We start from the raw sequence: 19,556 nt of genomic DNA on the forward strand, positions 1-19,556 counted from the left end.
ATCGGGATCAACTGTAGCGTTTCAGGCAGTCGGGGAGGCCGATACTCTTACGCGTGGTCGACGCACAGGGGAGGCGTGCAATGCAGCGGTGGCGCGGCTACGAAGCGGTGCCGGGCGAGCTGGGGCGATCGGTGGTCACCATCGGCGTCTTCGACGGGGTGCACCGGGGCCATCAGGCGATCATCGGGCACACCGTGAAGCGCGCGCGGGACCTCGGGCTGCACTCGGTCGTGGTCACGTTCGACCCGCATCCCGCGGAGGTCGTCCGGCCCGGGTCGCACCCGGCGGTGCTGACCGAACCCGTGCACAAGGCCGAGCTGATCGCGGAGCTGGGCGTGGACGCCCTGTGCGTGGTGCCGTTCACGCCGGCGTTCTCGCAGCTGGGCGCCGAGGAGTTCGTGCACGACGTGCTGGTCGAGGCCCTGCACGCCGCCGTGGTGGTGGAGGGCGACAACTTCCGCTTCGGGCACCGGGCGGCCGGCGACCTGGCGCTGCTGGCCAAGCTCGGGCACACGTTCGGCTTCACGGTCGAGGAGGCGCCGCTGGTGGCGGAGGAGGGGCTGGTCTTCTCGTCCACGTACATCCGCAGCTGCGTCGACGCGGGCGACGTCAGGGCGGCCGCGGCCGCGCTCGGCCGGCCCCACCGGGTCAACGGCGTGGTGGTCCGCGGCGACCAGCGCGGCCGGGAGCTCGGCTTCCCGACCGCCAACCTGATGACCCACCGCTACGCCGCGATCCCGGCCGACGGGGTCTATGCGGGGTGGCTGCTGCGCGGCGGCGCGGGCGGCGAGCGGCTGATGGCGGCCGTGTCGGTGGGGACCAACCCGACCTTCTCGGGCCGGGAACGGCGGGTCGAGGCCTACGCGCTCGACTTCGAGGGCGATCTCTACGGCGAGCGGGTGGCCGTCGATTTCGTCGCGCACCAGCGTGGCCAGCTGACATTCACCGACATCTCGGCGCTCATCGAGCAGATGAACGACGATGTCGCCGAGACGAGGGCGCTGCTCTCCTGACGGGCTGGTAGGGTTGTCGAGTATCGGAATGTCCGATCGACGACCCTGCGTGCCTGCCCGACGCCGCGGGTGCAGGGATTCGCAGTCACCGGCAACACAGAAGCACGGAGAACATGGCGCTCGATCAAGAGACCAAGACCAAGATCATCGGTGAGTACCAGGCCGCGGAGGGCGACACCGGCTCTCCCGAGGTCCAGATCGCGATGCTCACCAAGCGGATCGCCGACCTGACCGAGCACCTCAAGGTGCACAAGCACGACCACCACAGCCGTCGTGGTCTGCTGCTGCTGGTCGGCCGTCGCCGCCGCCTGCTCAACTACGTCCAGAAGAAGGACGTGCAGCGCTACCGTTCGCTCATCGAGCGCCTCGGCCTGCGCCGCTAGTTTCACCCGGGGGAGTGGCCGACGGTCGCTCCCCCGCTGTACAACCCACGGACCCGCGCGGCCGCAGTAATTGACGGCACCGGTCCTCGGTAGTGGTTCCCGGAACCGGATTTCCGGGCACTTCGATCGAAGACCGGCCACCGCTGCAACCGCGCTGTAGAGACCGCCGGGTCCTCGACGAAGGAGTTCCGCACCACATGACAGAGCAGACCAACGCTCTCGGCACCGAATCCCGCACCGCCGTCATCGACAACGGGTCGTTCGGCACCCGGGAGATCACCTTCTCCACCGGCCGGCTGGCCAAGCAGGCCGGCGGCTCGGTCGTCGTCCAGCTGGGCGAGACGACCGTCCTCTCGACCACCACGGCCAGCAAGGCGCCGAAGGAGCACTTCGACTTCTTCCCGCTGACGGTCGACGTCGAGGAGCGCATGTACGCCGCGGGCCGCATCCCCGGCTCGTTCTTCCGCCGCGAGGGCCGCCCCAGCGAGGACGCGATCCTCACCTGCCGCCTGATCGACCGGCCGCTGCGCCCGTCGTTCACCAAGGGCCTGCGCAACGAGGTCCAGGTCGTCGAGACCGTCCTCGCGCTCGACCCGGCGCACCCCTACGACGTCGTCGCCATGAACGGCGCCTCGATGTCGACCAAGCTCTCCGGCCTGCCGTTCAGCGGCCCGGTCGGCTCGACCCGCGTCGCCTACATCGAGGGCCAGTGGGTCGCCTTCCCGACCATCGAGGAGCTCGAGCGGGCCGTCTTCGACATGGTCGTCGCGGGCCGGGTCACCGAGGACGGCGACGTCGCGATCATGATGGTCGAGGCCGAGGCCACCCCGCAGGCGGTCAAGCTGATCGCCGCCGGCGCCACCGCCCCGACCGAGGAGATCGTGGCGAGCGGCCTCGAGGCCGCCAAGCCCGCGCTCCGCGAGCTGTGCCGCGCGCAGAGCGAGCTGGCCGAGGTCGCCGCCAAGCCGGTGCAGGAGTTCCCGGTCTTCCTCGACTACCAGGACGACGTGTACGCCGCCGTCGTCGAGGCCGTCCGCGAGGAGACCGCCGAGGCGCTCAAGATCGCCGGCAAGCAGGAGCGCGAAGAGGCCCTCGACCGGGTCAAGGCCAAGGCGCACGAGCTGCTCGACGAGCGGTTCGAGGGCCGGGAGAAGGAGATCTCCGCCGCCTTCCGCTCGGTCACCAAGTCCGAGGTGCGCCAGCGCGTCCTGCGCGAGCAGGTCCGCATCGACGGCCGTGGCCCGCGTGACATCCGCCCGCTGTCGGCCGAGGTCGGCATCCTGCCCCGGGTGCACGGCTCGGCGCTGTTCGAGCGCGGCGAGACCCAGATCATGGGCGTCACCACGCTGAACATGCTGCGCATGGAGCAGGCCCTGGACACGCTCGCCCCCGAGAAGTCCAAGCGCTACATGCACAACTACAACTTCCCGCCCTACTCGACCGGTGAGACCGGCCGGGTGGGTTCGCCGAAGCGCCGCGAGATCGGCCACGGCGCGCTGGCCGAGCGGGCCCTCGTGCCCGTGCTGCCGTCGCGCGAGGAGTTCCCCTACGCGATCCGCCAGGTCTCCGAGGCCCTGGGCTCCAACGGCTCGACGTCGATGGGCTCGGTCTGCGCCTCGACGCTGGCCCTGCTGTCCGCCGGTGTCCCGCTGAAGGCCCCGGTCGCCGGCATCGCGATGGGTCTGATCTCGGACGAGGTCGACGGCAAGACGGAGTACGTCGCGCTGACCGACATCCTGGGCGCCGAGGACGCGTTCGGCGACATGGACTTCAAGGTCGCCGGCACCAGCGAGTTCGTCACCGCGCTGCAGCTCGACACCAAGCTCGACGGCATCCCGTCCGACGTGCTGGCCGCCGCCCTGCAGCAGGCGCACGACGCCCGCGCCACGATCCTCGGCGTGATGGCCGCGGCGATCGAGGGCCCGGCGTCGATGAGCGAGTACGCCCCGCGGGTCACCAGCGTCAAGATCCCGGTCGACAAGATCGGCATGGTCATCGGCCCGAAGGGCCAGACGATCAACGCGATCCAGGACGAGACCGGCGCCGACATCTCGATCGAGGACGACGGCACGATCTACGTCGGCGCGACCAACGGCCCGTCGGCCGACGCCGCGGTGGAGCGGATCAACGCCATCGCCAACCCGACGCTGCCCAAGGTCGGCGACAAGTTCCTCGGCACGGTGGTGAAGACGGCCGCGTTCGGCGCGTTCATCTCGCTGCTGCCCGGCCGCGACGGCCTGCTGCACATCTCCAAGGTGGGCGACGGCAAGCGGGTCGAGAAGGTCGAGGACTTCCTCAACGTCGGCGACAAGGTCGAGGTCTCGATCGCGGACATCGACAACCGCGGCAAGATCTACCTCGACAAGGTCCGCCCCGAGGGCGAGGAGGCCCCGGCGGCCCCCCCGGCCGCGGCCGGGGGCGACAAGCCCCGCGAGGAGCGCGCCCCGCGCGGTGACCGTGAGGGTGGCGACGCCCCGCGCCGCCGCCGCTCGCGCCCGAGCGGCGACCGTGGCGGGGACCGCGGCGGCGACCGTAGCTGACGCCACGCATGACAACCAGTAACAACCGCGGGCCGGCCGAGAGGCCGGCCCGTTCGGCTACCAAGACCCTCGGCGACGGCGTCAAGCGCACCATCCTGCCCAGCGGTCTGCGCATCATCACCGAGGCGATCCCGACCACGCGCAGCGCCGCGCTGGGCATCTGGGTCGGCGTCGGCTCCCGCGACGAGTCGGCCACGCTGTCCGGCGCGTCGCACTTCCTGGAGCACCTGCTCTTCAAGGGCACCGAGCGCCGGTCGGCCCTGGACATCTCCGCGGAGATCGAGGCGGTCGGCGGCGAGACCAACGCGTTCACCACCAAGGAGTACACGTGCTACTACGCACGGGTGCTCGACGCGGATCTGCCGCTCGCCATCGACGTGCTCTGCGACGCCGTGGCGCACTCGGTCATGGACCCGGCCGACGTGGAGACCGAGCGCGGGGTCATCCTCGAAGAGATCGCCATGCACGACGACGAGCCCGGCGACGAGGTGCACGACCTCTTCACCGAGGCGATCTTCGGGGCGGACACCCCGCTGGGGCGGTTGATCTCGGGCACCGAGGAGACGATCACGCCGATGACGCGTGAGCAGATCCACCGGTTCTACCGCAGCCGCTACAAGGCGCCGCGGATCGTCGTGACGGCGGCCGGCAACCTCGAGCACGCGACCGTGGTGCGGCTCGTGCGCCAGGCGCTGGCCGGGAGCCCGCTGGACTCGGCGGGGGCGCCGGCCGCGGTGCGTACGGGGAAGGCGGCCCGGGTGAAACCGCCCGTCACCGTCGTCCGGAACCAGGACACCGAGCAGGCGCACCTGGTCCTCGGCACCGCCGGCCTGCACCGCGACGACGAGCGGCGCTTCGCGCTCGGCGTGCTCAACAACGTGCTCGGCGGCGGCATGTCGAGCCGGCTCTTCCAGGAGGTCCGGGAGAAGCGCGGCCTGGCCTACTCGGTCTACTCGTACGGCACGCAGTACGCCGACGCCGGCCTCTTCGGCGTCTACGCGGGGTGCGCGCCGGGCAAGGCCGAGGAGGTCCTGCAGCTGATCCGGGCTTCGCTCGCCGAGGTCGCCGCCGACGGGATCACCGCCGAGGAGCTGGCGCGGGGCAAGGGGATGACCAAGGGCGCGTACGTGCTGGGCCTGGAGGACACCGGCTCGCGGATGAGCCGGCTGGCCAAGTCGGAGCTGCTCTACGGCGACTTCATGGGCGTCGACGAGCTGCTCGCGAAGGTCGATGCCGTGACGCTCGAGGACGTCAACGCGCTCGCGGCGGACCTGCTCGCCCGGCCGATGTCGCTGGCCGTGGTCGGCCCCTTCGCCGACGATGCCTTTTCGCCCGCTGGCTAGCCTGGAGTGTTGTGACCATCGAAAGCCCCCCGGCGCCCGATGTCGAGCTGAGCCCGGCTGACCGGCGCAAGCGGCGCATCATCGGCATGACCGTCTTCGCGGTCGTGTTCGCGGTCGGCACGTACTTCATCGGCGTGCCGACCAGCGACCCGCTCATCGCCTTCGGCTGGCTCTGGCTGGCGACCATCGCGTGGCGCAACTACCTGCCCTGGAAGCAGCACCTGCTCTTCCTGCGCGACTGGCTGCCCATCTCCCTGCTGCTGGTCGTCTACAACGTCTCCCGCGCGTGGGCCGACGACTTCTTCGACCCGCACGTCACCGAGATGATCCACGCCGACATCGACATGTTCGGCTGGCTCACCGGCGGCCAGGTCCCGACCACCTGGCTGCAGCAGCACCTCTACCACCCGGGCGTCGTCCAGTGGTGGGAGGTCGTGGTCACCCTCGTGTACGTCTCCCACTTCCTGACCGTCCCGACGGTGGCCGTGATCCTGTGGGTGCGCACGCGCTTCCAGTGGGCCCGGTTCATCCGCCGGTGGTTCACGCTGTGCGTGTTCGGGCTGATCACGTACTTCCTCTACCCGGCCGCGCCGCCGTGGTGGGCGGGGGAGCGCGGCTACCTCAACGCGCCGGTCGCCCGCATCTCCACGAACGGGTGGGACGCGATCGGCCTGCACGGCGCCGGCAACACGCTCAACGCCCTGCAGGTCGAGCAGTCCAACCCCGTCGCGGCGATGCCGTCGCTGCACACCGCGTGGGCCATGATGGCGGTCGCCTTCTTCCTGCCCATGGTGCGCCGGCGCTGGTGGCCGCTGCTGCTGGCCTATCCGCTGGCGATGACCTTCACGCTGGTCTACACCGGCGAGCACTACGTGATCGACGTGCTGGTCGGCTGGGCGTACGTCGCCGCGGTCTTCGTCGTCGTCGGCCTGGTCGAACGCCGCTGGTTCCGTCCACTAGATTTGCCGCGTGACTGAAACTCTCCGCGTCGGCGTCATCGGATACCAGGGCCGCATGGGCACCGAGGCGTGCAAGGCGATCTCGGCCGCCCCGGACCTCTCGCTCGCGGCGACGATCGGCCGCGGCGACGACCTGGCCGCGGCCGCCGGCGTCGACGTGGTGGTCGACCTGAGCACCCCCGACGCGGTCATGGACAACCTGCGCTGGGCCGTCGGCCAGGGCATCCACGCGGTCGTCGGCGTCAGCGGCTTCACCACCTCGCGCCTGGCCGAAGTGGCCTCCCTGGTCGAGGAGCACCCTCCGGTGGGCGTGCTGATCGCCCCCAACTTCGGCATCGGCGCGGTCCTCATGATGCAGTTCGCGCAGCGAGCGGCCCGCTTCTTCGACTCCGCCGAGATCATCGAGCAGCACCACCCTCGCAAGCTCGACGCCCCCAGTGGCACGGCCACCCACACCGCCCGCCTGATCGGCGCCGCCCGTGCCTCCGCCGGACTCGGCCCGATGCCGGACGCCACCAAGGAGGAGATGGCGGGCGCCCGGGGCACGGAGATCGACGGGGTACGCGTCCACGCCGTCCGGGCGGCGGGTCTGGTGGCCCACCAGGAGGTCCTCTTCGGCACGGCCGGCGAGACGCTGACCATCCGGCACGACAGCCTGGACCGGGCGTCGTTCATGCCGGGCGTGCTGCTGGCCGTGCGCAACGTGGCGTCCCGCCCCGGCCTGACCGTCGGCCTGGACCCGCTCCTCGACTGAGGACGCCGGTCAGGGCTTGACCAGCTCGATCCGGCTCCGCAGCGGTTTCCCGGACGGTCCGCGCCGGCGCTGATCAGTCCGCGCAGGGTGCCGGCGCCCGTCCGCCACGGGACAGCCGTCAAGCGAGGGCGACGTGGAGGCGGAGCTGGTTGACGAGCATGTCGTCGACGTCGAGGGCGCGGCCGGCGCCGTCGGGTTGCCAGCCGGAGCCGGTCAGGAACTTCTGGGTGGCCTTGTCCGCGTCGTAGGCCCACGCCACCGCCGAGGCGAAGCCGTCCTCGCGCCACAGGTCGACGGTGGCGGCCAGCAGGCGGCTGCCGTGGCCGCGGCGGCCCCAGCGCGGCTCGACCAGGAAGTCGGTGACGGCGGCGACGGAGTCGGGCAGGGGCGGCTCGTCCGGGGCGAGGGCCTGCTCGTCGGCCGGTCCGGAGGCCGCGAAGCCGACGACCGTCTGCTCCGACTCGCTCTGCTCCACCGCGATCAGCACCCGGTGCCGCGGGGTCGGCGGCTGCTCGATGGCGAGGCTCCAGCCCCTGGTCAGGTACGCCTCGTCGAGGTTCGCCAGCACGTGCGGCGGGAACATCCGCCGGTAGGCCGTGCGCCACGTGGTGAGCTGGATGCGGGCGATCTCCGAGGCCTCGGAGGGGCGGGCGGTGCGGACGAAGCCGAGAGCCATGCCCGGCAGCCTACAGAGCCTTGACGTAACGCAGCTCACGCAGCCGGGCCGCCGTGCCGTGCGGGGTCCAGAAGTCACTCGCCCCGTCCGGGCGCATGCCCTGCCGCTCGTAGAACCGGCGCGCCCGCAGGTTGTCCTCCAGCACCCAGAGTCGCATGTCGGGCCAGGTGCCGGTCATCTCCTGCTCGACGGCGGCGAACAAGGCGTGCCCCGTCCCGGTGCCCCACGCCGATGGGTCGACGTAGATGGCGTTGAGCTCGCCGTGCCGCGGGTCGGGGGATCCGTCGTCCTCGCGGTAGTGCCCGTAGTCCGCGTTGCCGATGATGACGCCGTCCCGGACGGCGACGAGGACGGTCGTCCGTCGCGCCCGGCGGCGCTCGGCGAACTGAGCGGGATCCATCGCGGCGAGAAAGGCGCCGGGGACGATCCCGGTGTAGGCGGAGCGCCAGGTGCGCACGTGCATCTCGGCGGTGGCCAGGGCCTCGCCGTCGGACATCGGGCGGATCTCGAGCATGGCGCCATCGTGCCCGGCCGGAAATTGTCGTACCACTGAGATAGCGTCTGGCTCGTCTTCAGTCCGGTTTCAGGGTGGAGGGTGGGGTGGTCGGACGGCGATGGCCGTACCCGAGAAACTGAGTGTCGCGCAGGCCCGCCGGATCGCGCTGGCCGCGCAGGGCTTCACCGATCCCGCGCCCGGCGGGGCCACCGACCTGCGCCATCTGCGGCGGGTGCTGCGGCGGCTGCACCTGATCCAGATGGACTCGGTCAACGTGCTCCAGCGGGCGCACTTCATGCCGCTCTACAGCCGGCTCGGGCCCTATCCGGCCGGGCTGCTCGAGCGCGCGGCCTATCGCCACCCGCGGGAGCTCTTCGAGTTCTGGGGGCACGAGGCGTCGCTGATCCGCGCCGATCTGCAGCCGCTCTTCCGGTGGCGGATGGCCCGCGCCCGCGACTACGCGTGGGGCGGCATGGTGCGCATCGCCAAGGAGCAGCCCGAGCTGGTCGCGCGGGTGCTGGGCGAGGTGCGCGACCGCGGGCCGATCACCGCCGCGGAGATCGAGCACGACGTGCCCCGCAGCAAGGACCACTGGGGCTGGAACTGGTCGGCGGTCAAGCAGGCCCTGGAGTGGCTGTTCTTCACGGGCGAGATCACGGCCGCCGAGCGGACGACGTCGTTCGCCCGCCGTTACGACCTCGCCGAGCGGGTGCTGCCGCGGGCCGTGCTCGACACCCCGACGCCGTCGGAGCAGGACGCCTTCCGGGCGCTGGTCGAGCACTCGGCGCGGGCGCTGGGCGTGGCCGCCGAGGCGGAGCTGCGCGACTATTTCCGGCTGCCGGTCGAGGGGTTCAAGCGGGCGGTGCGCGAGCTCGTCGAGGACAAGGTGCTGCTCCCGGTCACGGTCCAGGGCTGGAAGCCGCCGGTCCATCTGCACCACGAGGCCCGGCTGCCGCGCCGGGTGGGCGCCGCGACGCTGATCAGCCCTTTCGACCCGCTGGTGTGGGAGCGGGGGCGGACCGAGCGGCTGTTCGGCATGAACTACCGCATCGAGATCTACGTGCCGGCGGCCCAGCGGCTCTACGGCTATTACGTGCTGCCGTTCCTGCAGGGCGACGCGCTGACGGCCCGGCTCGACCTCAAGGCCGATCGCAAGGCCGGCGTGCTCCGCATCCCCGCGGCGTGGCTGGAGCCGGAGGGCGACGCGGACGAGACGGCGGGTGCGCTGGCGGTCGAGCTACAGCGGCTCGCCGGCTGGCTGGGGCTCGGCGCGATCGAGGCGCCGGAGCGGGGCGACCTCGCGCCCGCGCTCACCGCGGCGCTCAAATCGTGATCTTCGCTGGTTTCGCCCTCGGTGTAGCCTCGAAATCATGACGGTGGAGAGCGACCAGGCCTGGGCGGGCTATCAGCCCTACCCCGAGCCGCAGGGTGATCGCTTCAGCCGTTTCCTCCAGCGCAAATGGCACGAATCGCCGGTCTGGCTGGCTCCCGCCGCCGCCCTGGTCTGCATGGCCGGCGCGGTGGGCTACACCTATGCCACCCACCCGGCCGACGCGGAGCCCGGCGCGGCCCCCTCGTGCCTGCTGAAATACGTCACCGGCTTCATCTGCCCGGGCTGCGGCGGCACGCGCGCCGCGTGGTACCTGCTGCACGGCGACCTCCCGGCCGCCGCCCGCCACCACGCGCTGTTCGTGTTCGCGGTGCCCTTCCTGCTGTGGATGTATGTGGCCTGGGCCGGCCGCCGCGTCTTCGGCTGGAACCTGCCGCAGCTCACCCTCTCGCCCCGGGTGCTCGGCACATTCATCGCCGTGTGGGGCGTCTGGAGCGTGCTCCGCAATCTTCCGTGGGCGCCCTTCACCTACCTCTACGTCTGAGCCCCGGAGCGCCTCCGCGCCTCGTCCGATAAGTTGTTCTCATGACGCACGACCCCGTACGGCCCTTCGGGCGCTTGGTGACCGCCATGGTGACCCCCTTCACCGCCGACGGCTCCCTCGACCTCGACGCGGCCGGCTCGCTGGCGGAGTGGCTCGTCGACGAGCAGGGCCACGACGCGCTGGTGATCAGCGGCACCGGCGGGGAGTCGCCCACGACCAGCGACGCCGAGAAGGAGGCGCTGCTGCGGGTCGTGGGGGAGGCCGTCGGCGACCGGGCGCGCGTCCTGGCCGGCGTGGGGACCAACAACACCGCGCACACCGTGGAGCTGGCGCGCACCGCCGAGAAGGCCGGGGCGCACGGGCTGCTGGTGGTCACCCCCTACTACAACAAGCCTCCGCAGGCGGGTCTGATCAGCCACTTCACCACCGTGGCCGACGCGACCGGGCTGCCCGTGCTGCTCTACGACATCCCGCACCGCTCCGGCGTGCCGATCCAGACCGAGACTCTCGTCCGGCTGGCCGAGCACCCGAACATCGTGGGCGTGAAGGACGCGAAGGGCGACATCGCGGCCACCTCGGACGTGCTGCGGCGCACCGATCTGGCGTACTACTCGGGGGAGGATTCCGCGACGCTGCCGCTGCTGTCGATCGGCGCGGTCGGCGTGGTGGGCACCTCGACGCACTTCGTGGGCCCGCGGACCAAGGAGATGATCCTGGCGTACGAGGGGGGCGACGTCGCCCGGGCGCTGGAGCTGCACCGGCAGATGCTGCCGCTCTACACCGGGATCTTCCGCACGCAGGGCACGATCCTCGTCAAGGCGGGCCTGCGCGCCCTGGGCCGGCCGGCCGGTCCCGTGCGGCCGCCGCTGGTCGACGCCACCGACGCGGAGCTGGACCAACTGCGCCGGGACGCCTCGGCGGCCGGCGTGGACCTCTGACAAGACGGAAAGAATTACATGAGCCAAGCGCACGTCGAGCTGAGCCCGCCCCCGCCGCTGCCCGAGGGCGCCCTGCGCGTCATACCGCTCGGCGGTCTCGGCGCCATCGGACGCAACATGACCGTCTACGAGTACGACGGCAAGTTGCTGGTCGTCGACTGCGGCGTGCTGTTCCCCGACGTGGAGCAGCCCGGCGTCGACCTCATCCTGCCCGACTTCGCGCCCATCCTGGACCGCCTCGACCAGGTGCAGGCGATCGTGCTCACCCACGGGCACGAGGACCACATCGGCGCCGTGCCCTACCTGCTCGCGCACAAGCCGGACATCCCGCTGGTCGGCTCCGAGTTCACGCTCGCGCTGGTGGAGGCCAAGCTGGCCGAGCGCCGGCTCGACCCCTACACTCTGACCGTACGCGAGGGGCAGGTCGAGCGGCTCGGACCGTTCGAGTGCGAGTTCTTCGCCGTGAACCACTCGATCCCGGACGCGCTGGCGGTCGCCGTGCGTACCCCCGCGGGCCTGGTCCTGCACACCGGCGACTTCAAGATGGACCAGGTGCCGCTGGACGGGCGGATCACCGACCTGGCCGGCTTCGCGCGGCTCGGCATGGAGGGCGTGGACCTGCTGCTCTCCGACTCGACGAACGCCGAGATCCCCGGGTTCGTGGCGCCGGAGCGCGACATCGGCCCGGTGCTCAACTCGATCTTCGCCAAGGCGCGCGGGCGCATCATCGTGGCCAGCTTCGCGTCGCACGTGCACCGGGTGCAGCAGGTGTTCGACGCCGCGTACGAGTACGACCGCAAGGTCGCCCTGATCGGCCGCTCGATGGTCCGCAACATGGGCATCGCCCGCGACCTGGGCCTGCTCAACATCCCGGACGGCCTGCTGGTCAGCCTGGACGAGGCCACCCACCTGCCCGGCGACGAGGTCGTCTTCATGTCGACGGGCTCGCAGGGTGAGCCGATGAGCGCCCTGGGCCGGATGTCCACCGGCGACCACCGGCACATCACGATCGAGTCCGGCGACACGGTCGTGCTGGCCAGCTCGCTGGTGCCGGGCAACGAGACCAGCGTCTACCGCGTGATCAACCAGCTGGCCCGGGCCGGCGCCACGGTCGTGCACAAGGAGACCGCCAAGGTGCATGTCTCCGGGCACGCGCCCGCCGGCGAGCTGCTGTACCTGCTCAACGTGGTGCGGCCGAGCAACCTCATGCCCGTACACGGGGAATGGCGGCACCTGCGCGCCCACGCCCAGCTCGGCATCGACTCCGGCGTCGCGCCGGACCGCGTCGTGCTCTGCGAGGACGGCGACGTCGTGGACCTGGTCGAGGGGCACGCGCGGCACGTGGGCCGGGTCAAGAACCGCTACGTGTACGTCGACGGGCTCGCCGTGGGCGACGTCAGCGAGTCGCTGCTGACCGAGCGGCGCATCCTCGGCGACGGCGGCTTCATCTCGGCCACCGTGGTGATCGACTCGGTCACCGGCAAGGTCGTCGGCGAGCCGTCGATCATGGCGAAGGGCTTCTCGGAGGACCCCGAGGCCTTCAATCCGGTGATCCCCTTGCTGACCGCCGCGCTGCACCGCTCGGCCGAGGACGGCATCACCGACACGCACCAGTTGCAGCAGGTCGTGCGGCGTACGGTGGGCCGCTGGGTCAACGACGCCTATCGCCGCCGGCCGATGATCGTGCCGACGGTCGTCGAGGTCTGACCGCCCTTTTTTGAACTCTTCGCCGCTCCCCCTCGTATCGATGGGCACGGCACCGCCCCCACGGTGCCGCGATGCGAGGGGAGTAGCGAATGCAGCGCAGAACGGTCGTCGCGATCGCGGCGACGGTGACGGCAGCGGGCGCGGCGGTGGCCTTCACCCTGCCGTCCATGGCGGGCACCAACGACTCGGCCGGCGGCGCCACGCCGCAGGCATCGGGCGCGGTGGCCCCGCAGCTGCTGGACGCGATGAAGCGGGACCTCGGTCTCGACGCGAGTGACGCCACCGCCCGCATCAAGCGCGCCGCGTGGGCCAGCGGGGTGTCGGCCCAGCTGCGCAGCCAGACCGGCGACGCGTACGGCGGCTCGTGGCTGGCCAAGGACGGCACCACGCTGAACATCGCGATCACCGACCCCGGGCTCGCCGAGGTCGTCAAGGCCACCGGCGCCGTGCCGAAGGTCGTCTCGCGCAGCGTCGCCCAGCTCGACAAGGCCAAGCAGGCCCTCGACACCACCGCGGTGAAGTCCGACCAGGACCTGCCCGGCTGGTACGTCGACGTGGCCGCCAACAAGGTCGTCATCCAGGCCCTGCCGAACGACGACGACCACGCCTGGGAGCTGGCCGAGGACGCCGGCCTGCCGAAGTCCGCCGTCGACGTGGTGACCGTCAAGTCGGCGCCGCGCACCTTCGCCGCCGACGTGATCGGCGCCCAGCCCTACTTCGTCGACCTCGGCGGCGGCCAGCAGGCCCGCTGCTCGATCGGCTTCGCGGTCGAGGGCGGCTTCGTCACGGCCGGCCACTGCGGCGCCGAGGGCACGCCGACCATCGACTTCGAGGGCGACGCCCAGGGCGAGGTCGCCGCGTCGGTCTTCCCGGGCAACGCCGACATGGGCTTCGTCCAGACCGGCGCCGACGTGCCGCTGCAGCCCTTCGTCGACGACTTCGACGGCAACGCCCTCCCGGTGGCGGGCAGCACCGAGGCCCCGGTCGGCGCGGCGGTCTGCCGCTCCGGCTCCACGACGGGCACCTTCTGCGGCACCATCCTCGCCAAGAACCAGACGGTCAACTACCCGGAGGGGTCGGTCACCGGCCTCACCCGGACGAACGTCTGCGCCGAGGGCGGCGACTCCGGCGGCCCGTGGCTCTCCGGCGACCAGGCCCAGGGCGTCACGTCCGGCGGCTCGGGCGACTGCACGACCGGCGGCGAGACCTTCTTCCAGCCGATCACCGAGATCCTCGAGACCAACAACCTGACCCTGCTGACCACGACGGCAGGCTCGGGCGGCGGCGCGGCCCCGACCCCGACGGCCACGGCGACCACCGAGCCGCCCGTCGAGGCCACGACCCCGCCGGCGGACAACGGCAACCAGGGCGGCGGCCACCACCGCCGGGGCCACCGCCACGGCAACTAGTAACCACCGAGATCGTGCTGCCCGCGTGAGTCATCCTCCGGCTCACGCGGGCAGCGCTGCTAGACCAGACCCAGGGCGAGCAGGCTGTTGGCCGTGTCGACCACCGATTCGGCAGCCGGCCGGGTCCGCCAGCCGAGCAGCTTCTCGGCGTGCCCGGCGCTCAACCGGGTGCGCACGCCGAGGCTGGGCACCATTTGGTCCATCTCGGCATTGAACGGCGCGGCGGCGCGGACCACCCAGTCCGGCAGCCGGCGCAGCGACACCTTCGCCGCCCGGGCGCCCAGCCGATCGCGCAGGATCGCCGCCATCTCCCGGAACCACAGGAAGTCGCCGGCGGCTATGAACCGCTGCCCGGCGGCGGCGGGGGCGGTCATGGCCTCGGCGTGCAGGACGGCCAGATCGCGGACGTCGACGATCGAGTAGCCCATGCGCGGCAGGACCGGCATCTTGCCCGTCAGCATCAGCCGGATCAGCCACACCGAGGGGGACAGGTCCTCGTCGAGCGTGGGGCCCTGGATGTTCGCGGGCAGCACGGTGGTCAGCTCGGGCCCGTCCGCCCAGGCGCGGACGGTTCGCCACGCGTCCTGCTCGGCCAGCGTCTTCGCCCGCGGGTAGACGTAGCGGGGCTTGTCGGGCAGGTCGGTCCAGGTGCTTTCGTCGGCCGGCGCCCCCGGGTGGGCGGGCATCGCGGCCGCCGTCGAGGACGTCAGGACCACCCGGCGTACGCCGGCTCGCCGTGCCGCCTCAAGGACCCGGCGGGTGCCTTCCCGGGCCGGGGTGGTGATGTCCTGTCCGCGATGTTCGCCCACCGGCATCGGTGACGCGGTGTGCACCACGTAGTGCATGCCTTCGGCGGCCGCGTCCCAGCCGTGGTCGCTCAGCAGGTCCGCGGCGACGAACGTCAGGTCTCCCTCGGCCGCCAGTTTCTTCCGTACGGCGTTGCCTCGCCCCGGGTTCCGCAACGTCGCCCGTACCCGGTAGCCCCGGCCGAGAAGCTCCCGCACGACATGACCCGCCACGTAACCGGACCCGCCGGTGACCAGAACCGATGCGCTCATACCGAGAACCGTCGCCGGGCCGGGGCCCGGTATCCAGAGACCGTGAGTCTGTGGATGAGCCGCTCGGGCCTGCGTAGCCTCGGATCATGGACAGACGGGCGCTGGCGGCGTTTCTGCGCGGTCACCGGGAGCGGATCAGTCCCGGCGATGTGGGACTTCCGGCCGGCACCCGGCGCCGCACGCCCGGGCTGCGCCGGGAGGAGGTCGCCCAGCTGGCGATGATCTCGGTCGACCACTACAGCCGTCTGGAGCAGGGCCGGAGCCGCCATCCCTCCCGGGCGGTGCTGAACGGGATCGCCCGCGCGCTGCGGCTGTCCGGGCAGGAGCGGGAGCACCTGTTCCGGCTGGCCGGGCAGGCGGAGGCCCGGAGCGCCGACGGGCCCGACGAGGAGGTGCCGGCCGGCACCCTGCAGCTGGTGGACAGGATGACGGACGCCGGCGTCGTGGTGCTGGACGGGGGCTGCCGGGTGCTGGCCTGGAACCCGCTGGCGGCCGCGCTCTTCGAGGACTTCTCCGCGCTGGGCGCCGGCGACCGCAACATCGTCCGCAGATACTTCCTGCACCCCGACCCGTCGAAACGCGGCTACGGGATGGGGGACTCGCCGCTGTTCGCGCGGACCGCGGTCAGCTATCTGCGCGTCGCCGCGACGCGTTATCCGCACCACGAGGAGATCCACGGTCTGATCCGCGACCTGCTCGCCGCGAGCCCCGAGTTCGCCGGGCTCTGGCGCGATCAGGAGGTGCACATCGACCATCACAGCCACCAGGTGATCGAGCACCCGGCGGTCGGACGGCTGGAACTCGACTTCGAGGTCCTCACCCTGCCCGGCCGCGACCAGCAGGTGGTCATGGTCACCGCCGAGCCGGGCTCACCGGTCCATCGCGCCCTCGAACTCCTCCGCGTCATCGGCACGCAGGACTTCTCCGCGCCCCGCTGAGTACGGCAACTCAGCCCGGCCTCGCCGCGGCTGGCTACCGTGGGACGCGTGTTCTACCACTTGGTGATCTGGTTCGCCGTCGGGGCGCACTTCGCGTTCCTGGCGTTCGGCGTCTTCGGCGGGTTTCTGGCGTGGCGCTGGCCGCGGGTGCTCTGGGTGCAGATCATCGCCGCCACCTGGCTGCTGGTCATCGTGGTGTTCGGGCTCTACTGCCCGCTCACCTGGCTCGAGGACCGCGCCCGGGAGGAGCTGGGCGAGCCGCCGCTGGTGGGCGGCTTCCTCGACAACCATGTCGCGGGGATCTTCTACCCCCACGGGTACGAGTGGGTGGCCCAGCTCGTCGTCGCGGTCCTGATCATCGTCTCGTGGACGGGTTTCGCCCTGCGCCGGCGCAAGAAGGCCGCTATTGCCGCTTGAGCTCCTGGACGGCCTCGGCCAGCTCGATGCCCGTGGCGATGCCGCAGACCATGACCTGGTCGAGCTGCGCGGGCGTGACGCCGTGCTCGAAGTCGGCGCCGACCTCGCCGATGACGCGGACGATGCCGTCGTCGCCGGTGTGGACGTAGGCCTTGGGCCAGAGCCGGTCGTGGTTCCAGGCGTTGCAGAAGGCGTAGAGCCGGGGCACGTCGTCGACGGTGAAGCCGGCGTGGGTGAGGACTCTCACCTGGAAGATCTCCTGCTTCTGGCCCAGCCGGAAGAAGTAGATCAGGCACCCCTGCCAGTTGCCGCCGATGTCACCGTCCTCGTCGACGAAGTGCGCGAACTCGCGCGCCTTGAGGGCGTCGACGATCATGTCGTGGCTCAGCGGCTGCGGCACGGCGGACATGACAACGATCGTAGTCATCGGGAAAAGCCGGTGCGGCGCGCGTCCCCACCGGCGCGGCACGGTTACGGTATGGGGCATGGCCAGCCGTACTCCTCCGGCGAGCCGGGGCCGTACCGCCGCGTCGAAGGGCGGCGCCGCGACGACGCGTGCCCGTCAGGCCGCGCCGCGCAAGGCCGCCGCTCCCCGTAAGACCACCGCCGCCCCCCGCGCCCGCGCCAAGAGCGCGACCCGGGCCCGGCCCACCGTCGGCGCCGCCGTGGGCAGCGGCCTGACCCGGGGCGCCGGCTTCCTGTGGATGAGCGTCGCCGGCAGCGTGGGCTGGCTGGCCCGCGGCGTCGGCACGAGCGCCCGGGAGATGGATCCCGAGCACCGCCGCGACGGCGCCGGGCTCTTCATGCTCGGCCTGTCGATCCTCATCGGGGTCGCGGTGTGGGCCGGCTCCGCCGGTCCGGTCGGGACGTGGCTGGCCGACGCCCTGCACCTGTTCTTCGGCGGCCTGGCTGCGCTGCTCCCGCTCCTTTTCCTGTACGGCGCCATCCGGCTGATGCGCAAGCCGGCCGACCCCGAGCACCGGGGCCGGACCGTGGTGGGCTGGGCCGCGCTGCTGATCGCCACGGCGGCGCTGCTGCACGTCGCCCAGCAGCCGACCAACGCCGTCGGGCTGGACAGCGCCGGAGGACTGCTCGGGTACGGCGTCGGCGCGCTGCTGATCCGCGCGGTGACCGCCTGGGTGGCCGTACCGCTGCTGGTCCTGCTCTTCGTCTTCGGCCTGCTGGTGATCACCGCCACGCCGATCAACAAGATCCCCGAGCGGGTCCTGCTGCTCGGGGACGTGCTGCTCGGCCGCTCGACGGCCCGCTCGCCGCTGCCCGGGGCCGATCCGGCGCTGCCCGAGCTCGACGAGCCGGCCGACGCGCCGAAGACCCGCCGGCCCGCCCGCCGCCGGCAGGCCGCGCTGGCCGACGACGCCGAGCCGGACGGCTCGCTGGCCGACATCGGGCTGGCCCCCGATCCGGTCGAGAGCGAGATCCTGCACGACACGTTGTCCCTGAGCCCGGCGAAGCTGCCCAAGGCCCGCAAGGTCGCGCCGCCGCCCGAGCACTCGCCGGCGCCGGTCGCGGCCGAGCAGCTGGAGATCAAGCCGGTGCCGGGTGAGTACCGTCCGGCGCCCGCGGCGATGCTCGGCCAGGGCACCGCCCCGAAGTCCCGCAGCCGCGCCAACGACGAGATCATGGCGGCGCTGACCGGCGTGTTCGAGCAGTTCAACGTCGACGCGCAGGTCACCGGCTTCACCCGGGGGCCGACGGTCACGCGCTACGAGGTCGAGGTCGGGCCGGGCGTCAAGGTCGAGCGGATCACGCAGCTGTCGCGCAACATCGCGTACGCGGTCAAGTCGCCCGATGTCCGCATCCTGTCGCCGATCCCGGGCAAGAGCGCGGTCGGCGTCGAGATCCCCAACACCGACCCGGAGAACGTCTCCCTCGGCGACGTCCTGCGGTCGCGGGCGGCGCAGGCCGATCACCACCCGATGCTGGTGGCGCTCGGCAAGGACATCGAGGGCGGGTTCGTCGTCGCGAACCTGGCCAAGATGCCGCACATCCTCATCGCGGGCGCCACCGGTGCCGGTAAGAGCTCCTGCCTCAACTCGCTGCTGGTGTCGCTGCTGACCCGGGCCACGCCGGACGAGGTGCGGCTGCTGCTGGTCGACCCGAAGCGGGTGGAGATGACCGCGTACGAGGGGATCCCGCACCTCGTGACGCCGATCGTGACCAACCCGAAGAAGGCGGCGGACGCCCTCGAGTGGGTCGTGCGCGAGATGGACATGCGCTACGACGACCTCGCGGCCAACGGGGTCCGGCACATCGACGACTTCAACCGCAAGGTGCGTACGGGCGAGATCGTGGCGCCGCCGGGCAGCGAGCGCGTGATGAAGCCGTACCCCTATCTGCTCGTGATCGTCGACGAGCTCGCCGACCTCATGATGGTCGCCCCGCGCGACGTCGAGGACTCGGTGGTGCGCATCACGCAGCTGGCCCGCGCGGCCGGCATCCACCTGGTGCTGGCGACCCAGCGGCCGTCGGTGGACGTCGTGACCGGTCTCATCAAGGCCAACGTGCCGTCCCGGCTGGCCTTCGCGACCAGCTCGCTCGCCGACTCGCGGGTCATCCTCGACCAGCCCGGTGCGGAGAAGCTGCTGGGCCGCGGCGACGGGCTCTTCCTGCCGATGGGAGCCTCCAAGCCGACCCGCATCCAGGGCGCCTGGGTCGACGAGGCGGAGATCGCGAACGTCGTCAAGTTCTGCAAGGACCAGCGGGAGGCGGAGTTCACTCCGGGCGTCACCGAGGCCCCGGCCGGCAAGAAGAAGGAGATCGACGAGGAGATCGGCGACGACCTCGACGTGCTGCTGCAGGCGATCGAGCTGGTCGTGACCTCGCAGTTCGGCTCGACGTCGATGCTGCAGCGCAAGCTGCGGGTCGGCTTCGCCAAGGCCGGCCGGCTCATGGACCTCATGGAAACCAGGGGCATCGTCGGCCCCTCCGAGGGCTCCAAGGCGCGCGACGTGTTGATCAAGCCGGACGAGCTGGAGGAGACGCTCGCCACCCTCCGACTCGACGACTGAGCGACGCATGCCGGTAACCTTG

18 protein-coding genes are annotated in these 19,556 nt (G+C 71.7%); 14 read left to right on the forward strand and 4 right to left on the reverse strand.

Going from position 1 to position 19,556, the window contains the following annotated elements:
• Window positions 1-80: 80 nt before the first annotated feature.
• The 6 genes from RBH18_RS08790 to dapB all read left to right on the forward strand — a co-directional run bounded on the left by RBH18_RS08790 (window position 81) and on the right by dapB (window position 6,992).
• Complete coding sequence (locus tag RBH18_RS08790) at window positions 81-1,013, forward strand: bifunctional riboflavin kinase/FAD synthetase (RefSeq protein WP_306205583.1); 933 nt, start codon at window positions 81-83, stop codon at window positions 1,011-1,013.
• Window positions 1,014-1,126: 113 nt separating this feature from the next.
• Window positions 1,127-1,396, forward strand: a complete 270-nt coding sequence (rpsO, locus tag RBH18_RS08795; protein WP_305782807.1) for a 30S ribosomal protein S15 — start codon at window positions 1,127-1,129, stop codon at window positions 1,394-1,396.
• A 197-nt stretch (window positions 1,397-1,593) separates the two neighbouring features.
• Window positions 1,594-3,936, forward strand: a complete 2,343-nt coding sequence (locus RBH18_RS08800) for a polyribonucleotide nucleotidyltransferase (protein WP_306205587.1) — start codon at window positions 1,594-1,596, stop codon at window positions 3,934-3,936.
• An 8-nt stretch (window positions 3,937-3,944) separates the two neighbouring features.
• Complete coding sequence (locus RBH18_RS08805; protein WP_306205589.1) at window positions 3,945-5,279, forward strand: M16 family metallopeptidase; 1,335 nt, start codon at window positions 3,945-3,947, stop codon at window positions 5,277-5,279.
• A gap of 86 nt (window positions 5,280-5,365) precedes the next feature.
• On the forward strand, window positions 5,366-6,256 hold the full coding sequence (locus tag RBH18_RS08810) for a phosphatase PAP2 family protein (RefSeq protein WP_306205666.1): 891 nt from the start codon (window positions 5,366-5,368) through the stop codon (window positions 6,254-6,256).
• Window positions 6,240-6,992, forward strand: a complete 753-nt coding sequence (dapB, locus tag RBH18_RS08815; protein ID WP_306205668.1) for a 4-hydroxy-tetrahydrodipicolinate reductase — start codon at window positions 6,240-6,242, stop codon at window positions 6,990-6,992. The genes RBH18_RS08810 and dapB overlap by 17 nt, the downstream gene beginning before the upstream one ends.
• A 118-nt stretch (window positions 6,993-7,110) precedes the next feature.
• On the opposite strand, the gene RBH18_RS08820 is transcribed toward dapB, so the two are convergent.
• Entirely contained in the window at window positions 7,111-7,668 is a 558-nt protein-coding gene (locus RBH18_RS08820) for a GNAT family N-acetyltransferase (RefSeq protein WP_306205590.1), read from the reverse strand.
• Between the two features lie 10 nt (window positions 7,669-7,678).
• Window positions 7,679-8,182, reverse strand: coding sequence for a GNAT family N-acetyltransferase (locus RBH18_RS08825; protein WP_306205592.1), 504 nt, complete (start codon window positions 8,180-8,182; stop codon window positions 7,679-7,681).
• A gap of 100 nt (window positions 8,183-8,282) precedes the next feature.
• Between RBH18_RS08825 and RBH18_RS08830 the strand changes: the two genes are divergently transcribed.
• From RBH18_RS08830 to RBH18_RS08850, 5 genes are all read left to right on the forward strand, one after another.
• Window positions 8,283-9,497 (forward strand): winged helix-turn-helix domain-containing protein, encoded by a 1,215-nt coding sequence (locus RBH18_RS08830; protein ID WP_306205594.1) that lies wholly within the window; start codon window positions 8,283-8,285, stop codon window positions 9,495-9,497.
• A 37-nt stretch (window positions 9,498-9,534) separates the two neighbouring features.
• Complete coding sequence (locus tag RBH18_RS08835; protein ID WP_306205595.1) at window positions 9,535-10,038, forward strand: DUF2752 domain-containing protein; 504 nt, start codon at window positions 9,535-9,537, stop codon at window positions 10,036-10,038.
• Between the two features lie 41 nt (window positions 10,039-10,079).
• The gene (gene dapA, locus RBH18_RS08840; RefSeq protein WP_306205597.1) at window positions 10,080-10,976 is read left to right on the forward strand and encodes a 4-hydroxy-tetrahydrodipicolinate synthase; all 897 of its coding nucleotides are present in this window, start codon (window positions 10,080-10,082) and stop codon (window positions 10,974-10,976) included.
• An 18-nt stretch (window positions 10,977-10,994) separates the two neighbouring features.
• Window positions 10,995-12,683 carry a ribonuclease J gene (locus RBH18_RS08845; RefSeq protein ID WP_306205599.1) on the forward strand — a complete coding sequence of 563 codons (1,689 nt, stop codon included), beginning with the start codon at window positions 10,995-10,997 and terminating at the stop codon, window positions 12,681-12,683.
• A gap of 89 nt (window positions 12,684-12,772) precedes the next feature.
• The gene (locus tag RBH18_RS08850) at window positions 12,773-14,092 is read left to right on the forward strand and encodes a S1 family peptidase (protein WP_306205601.1); all 1,320 of its coding nucleotides are present in this window, start codon (window positions 12,773-12,775) and stop codon (window positions 14,090-14,092) included.
• A 59-nt stretch (window positions 14,093-14,151) separates the two neighbouring features.
• On the opposite strand, the gene RBH18_RS08855 is transcribed toward RBH18_RS08850, so the two are convergent.
• Window positions 14,152-15,150 carry an NAD-dependent epimerase/dehydratase family protein gene (locus RBH18_RS08855; RefSeq protein WP_306205603.1) on the reverse strand — a complete coding sequence of 333 codons (999 nt, stop codon included), beginning with the start codon at window positions 15,148-15,150 and terminating at the stop codon, window positions 14,152-14,154.
• A gap of 86 nt (window positions 15,151-15,236) precedes the next feature.
• Between RBH18_RS08855 and RBH18_RS08860 the strand changes: the two genes are divergently transcribed.
• On the forward strand, window positions 15,237-16,088 hold the full coding sequence (locus RBH18_RS08860; protein WP_306205606.1) for a helix-turn-helix transcriptional regulator: 852 nt from the start codon (window positions 15,237-15,239) through the stop codon (window positions 16,086-16,088).
• Window positions 16,089-16,136: 48 nt separating this feature from the next.
• Entirely contained in the window at window positions 16,137-16,505 is a 369-nt protein-coding gene (locus RBH18_RS08865; RefSeq protein ID WP_306205608.1) for a DUF2784 domain-containing protein, read from the forward strand.
• On the opposite strand, the gene RBH18_RS08870 is transcribed toward RBH18_RS08865, so the two are convergent.
• Window positions 16,492-16,914, reverse strand: a complete 423-nt coding sequence (locus RBH18_RS08870; RefSeq protein WP_306205609.1) for a type III secretion system chaperone family protein — start codon at window positions 16,912-16,914, stop codon at window positions 16,492-16,494. The two genes, RBH18_RS08865 and RBH18_RS08870, sit on opposite strands and share 14 nt — an antisense overlap.
• Before the next feature lie 76 nt (window positions 16,915-16,990).
• Between RBH18_RS08870 and RBH18_RS08875 the strand changes: the two genes are divergently transcribed.
• A complete protein-coding gene (locus RBH18_RS08875) occupies window positions 16,991-19,534 on the forward strand; it encodes an FtsK/SpoIIIE family DNA translocase (RefSeq protein ID WP_306205610.1) in 2,544 nt (847 codons plus the stop codon).
• Window positions 19,535-19,556: the final 22 nt, after the last annotated feature.

This window comes from Actinoplanes oryzae (assembly GCF_030757795.1).
Classification (GTDB): domain Bacteria; phylum Actinomycetota; class Actinomycetes; order Mycobacteriales; family Micromonosporaceae; genus Actinoplanes.